This window comes from Kocuria atrinae C3-8, assembly GCF_000286355.1.
GTDB classification, from domain to species: domain Bacteria; phylum Actinomycetota; class Actinomycetes; order Actinomycetales; family Micrococcaceae; genus Kocuria; species Kocuria atrinae_A.
Genome location: NZ_AJXN01000181.1, coordinates 1 through 3,329 on the forward strand (window position 1 = coordinate 1; position 3,329 = coordinate 3,329).

General features: G+C 65.7%; 1 protein-coding gene and 2 pseudogenes. 2 read left to right on the forward strand and 1 reads right to left on the reverse strand.

The window, feature by feature from the left end; all coding sequences use genetic code 11:
- On the reverse strand, window positions 1-805 hold an 805-nt coding region (locus YO9_RS0115425), incomplete at its 3' end, for a sodium:solute symporter family transporter (RefSeq protein ID WP_016998303.1).
- 194 nt (window positions 806-999) lie between these two features.
- Between YO9_RS0115425 and speB the strand changes: the two are divergent.
- Window positions 1,000-2,036: pseudogene (gene speB / locus YO9_RS0115430) on the forward strand (agmatinase).
- A 68-nt stretch (window positions 2,037-2,104) separates the two neighbouring features.
- Window positions 2,105-3,210, forward strand: a pseudogene (locus YO9_RS0115435) (aminotransferase-like domain-containing protein).
- Window positions 3,211-3,329 lie beyond the last annotated feature (119 nt).

Consider the following 3,329-nt stretch of genomic DNA (forward strand, 5'->3'; position numbering starts at 1 on the left):
TGCCGTACCAGCGCCACGTAGGCGGCGGCGCCCAGGCGGCCCAGCGGGCGACCTGCGGGGAGCGGGCGGTGAACACGCGCTGCCAGATGTCCTGGCCGATCAGCATGCCGAACCCGTAGACCACGAATTGCGTGATGATCGCTTGGAAACCCATGGAGCCCCAGTGGAAGTAGGTGGCGTCCAGGCGTTCGGTCAGCCCGTTGATGCCGCCGGCGGCGGAGAGTGAGAACGGGAGCAGGATCAGGAACATGCCGATGGTCATGAATACGAACTGCATCAGGTCCGTGAGGGTGATCGACCACATGCCGCCCAGCACCGAGTACGCGATCACCACGGCGCCACCCAGCAGGATGGCCCAGGGGCGGGAAATGGGGAAGAGCACGGAGAAGATCGATGCGTACGCAGCCGTGGAGGTCACGGAAATCATGAGCGTGTACGCAAGCATCACGAACGAGGAGGCGCTCGCACCGCCGCGGTCGCCGTAGCGCAACTGCAGCATCTGCGAAACCGTGAAGACCTTGAGTGACTGGATGCGTCCCGCGAAGAACAGACTCAGTGCCGCCAGGCCGGTGGCGATCGCGACCACGAGCCACATGCCCGAAATGCCGTACTGATAGCCCAGACCCACGCCGCCCACGGTGGACGCGCCACCCAGAACGACCGCCGCCATGGTGGACGTGTACAGACCGGGGCCGAGTCGACGGCCGGCCACGCGGTAATCGGTGGCCGTTTTGGCCCGGCGTGCCGCCCACAGGCCGATGACCACCATGGCCACCAGGTACAGCACGATGACAAGCACATTCATGAAGGGGTTCTCCTCGAGAGGTGGCGGGGGGCGCTGTTGCGTGAGGGGTTGATCTCGCGAAACGGGTACAGGGCATAGGGTTTATGCACTAGGTCACAGAAAAATATCACTGCTGAGACTCCGGACCGACCACATCCTGGTTGCCCCCGGAGCGTGTGGTGTCCCGAGCGATCCTCGGGAGGAAGGGAGAATCCGTGGAACCGGAACGCATTGTGGAAACCACGGCTGACGGGCAGGAACGCGTGGGGCCGGTCAATGCGGCGCTCACTCCGCGGTGGGTCGGACCCGCCACGTTCGCCCGCCTACCGCGCACGGACCAGGTCGATCACACGGATATCGCCGTGGTGGGAATCCCGTTCGACTCCGGAGTGTCGTACCGCTCCGGCGCGCGCTTTGGCCCCAATCACGTGCGCGAATCCTCGCGACTGCTGCGCCCTTACAACCCTGCCCAGAATCACTCGCCGTTCGCGCACCTTCAGGTCGCGGATGCCGGCGACCTGGTGGGGAACCCGTTCGACATCAAGGACGCCATCTCGGCCATTGAAACCGGCGCGCTCGAGTTGATGGGCTCTGACACCAAGATCGTGGCCATCGGCGGTGACCACACCATTGCGCTGCCCTGATGCGTGCGGCTCATTCGCGGCACGGCAAGATCGCGCTGCTGCACTTTGACGCGCACCTGGACACGTGGGACACCTATTTCGGTGCCGAGTTCACGCACGGTACGCCGTTCCGCCGCGCGTTCGAAGAGGGCATCATCGACACGGACGCCGTGATGCACGTGGGCACCCGCGGCCCCCTCTACGGCACCAAGGACCTGGAGGACGATTCGTCCTTCGGCTTCGAGATCGTCTCCTCCGCGGACGTCATGCGCTCCGGCGTGGACGCCGTGGTCCAGGCCCTGCGCGAGCGCGTGGGTGACCGCCCGCTCTACGTGTCCTTGGACATCGACGTCTTGGATCCCGCCCACGCACCCGGCACCGGTACTCCCGAGGCGGGCGGCATGACCAGCCGCGAGGTTCTCGAGATCCTGCGCGGCTTGCGTGGCCTGGACGTGGTCGCGTGCGACGTCGTGGAGGTCGCGCCCGCTTACGACCACGCCGAGATCACCGGCATCGCGGCGGCTAACGTGGTCTACGAGTTGATCACGCTCATCAGCCTGGGTCCCGACGCCGCTCCGGACGGCCCCGCGTACGGCATCTCCGGCGCACGCTACGGCGAGGGGGAGTGACTGTGGAGTTCGCATCACGCGCGGCGGAGTTCCGGCCCTCGCCGGTGCGCGCCGTCTTTGAAACTGCGATGGACCCGTCCGTGGTCTCACTGGCAGGCGGCAATCCGGATCTGTCGGTGCTGCCGGCGGGGACATCGGCGCTTGGCATCCTCCTGTTGGCCGAACGGGCCGGGGAGATCCTGCAATACGGTTCTGGAGCGGGAACGACGCCGCTCCGAGACCTGGTCGTGCACCTCATGTCCCGGGGTGGTTCGGATATCACCGCCGCTGACGTGCTTCCGACCACGGGATCGCAGGCCGGTCTGGATTTGGTGACCAAGCTGTTCTGCAATCCCGGGGACGTGATCCTCGCGGAGGGGCCGACCTATGTGGGTGCGCTGGGAGTGTTCGGTGCCTACGAAGTGGACGTTCGCCACGTGGAGCTCGACGACCACGGACTGGATCCCGAGCACGTGGCCACCGCCCTGGACGAGCTGGCTGCGGAGGGCAAACGGGTTCCGTTCGTGTACGTGATCCCGAGCTTCCAGAACCCGACCGGCGTGACCATGCCGGCCGAGCGGCGTCGTGAATTGGTGCGTGTCTGTGCCGAACGCGACGTGATGATCGTGGAGGACGACCCGTATGCGCTGCTGTCCTTCGACCGCTCCGGACCGCTGCCCTCGATGCACGGCATGGACCCGGAACACGTGATCCACCTGGCAGCTTCTCGAAGATCTTTGCCCCGGGGCTGCGCGTGGGCTGGCTCGTGGCACCCCCGGAAGTCAGGGGACGGCTGCAGATTGCTGCCGAGTCCGTGGTGATCCACCCGTCCAACCTGGCGCAGTCGCTGGTCACCGCGTGGGTCGGGTCCGAGCAATGGGAACCGGCACTGAACCGAGCTGTGGAGTTCTATCGGGAGCGCTGGGAGGCCATGAGAGCTGCGCTGGAGGAGTTCATGCCCGAACGTGCCGACTGGACCGAGCCGACCGGTGGCTTCTTCACGTGGGTCAAGGTGCCCGGACTGGCCGAGAAGGATGATCTGTTGCGCGATGCCATCGAGCAGGGAGTTGTTCTGGTGCCCGGTTCTGCGTGCTACTCGGACGGTCGTCCCTCCGATGCCGTGCGGCTAGCGTTCTCCGGCGTCTCTCCAGTGCGCATCCGGGAAGGTGTGAAGCGGCTGGCGCAGATTTTGTAAGTCAGACCGCCACCTCCACCGCGATTTGCCGGACCCTTGAGCCTGATGTGAGGCAACTGCAGTCAGCGAGTCTTAGGCGAGGAAAGTGCTGGAATCTACGCCGCGGGTTCTAAGGGTGG